The following is a 233-nucleotide window of genomic DNA, read 5'->3' on the forward strand; positions in this document are numbered from 1 at the left end:
CCTCAGCGCCCAGCGCATTACCTGGACACAGGAGTGGCTGAGGCAGATCGCCGCCAAGTTCTCCATCGACCCCAAACTCGACCAGGATTAGCACCATGAAGGTTTTGATTATCGGCGCCGGGACTGGCGGTCTAGCACTCGCACATCTGCTTAAGCAGGCTGGGGTTTGCATAGCGGTGTATGAGCGCGACCTTGCGCCGAACACCAACAGCGGTGGTTATCGCGTTGGCATC

At 58.8% G+C, this 233-nt stretch carries 1 protein-coding gene and 1 pseudogene; both read left to right on the top strand.

Translation table 11 applies throughout. The features are described 5' to 3' along the window. A pseudogene (locus AF337_RS45070) lies at window positions 1-91 on the top strand (PadR family transcriptional regulator); the annotation flags it as partial. A 4-nt stretch (window positions 92-95) separates the two neighbouring features. Then, window positions 96-233, top strand: a 138-nt coding sequence (locus tag AF337_RS39775; protein ID WP_152970924.1) for an FAD-dependent oxidoreductase, incomplete at its 3' end; no start/stop codon positions are given.

This window comes from Rhizobium ecuadorense, from assembly GCF_001187535.1.
GTDB lineage: Bacteria > Pseudomonadota > Alphaproteobacteria > Rhizobiales > Rhizobiaceae > Rhizobium > Rhizobium ecuadorense.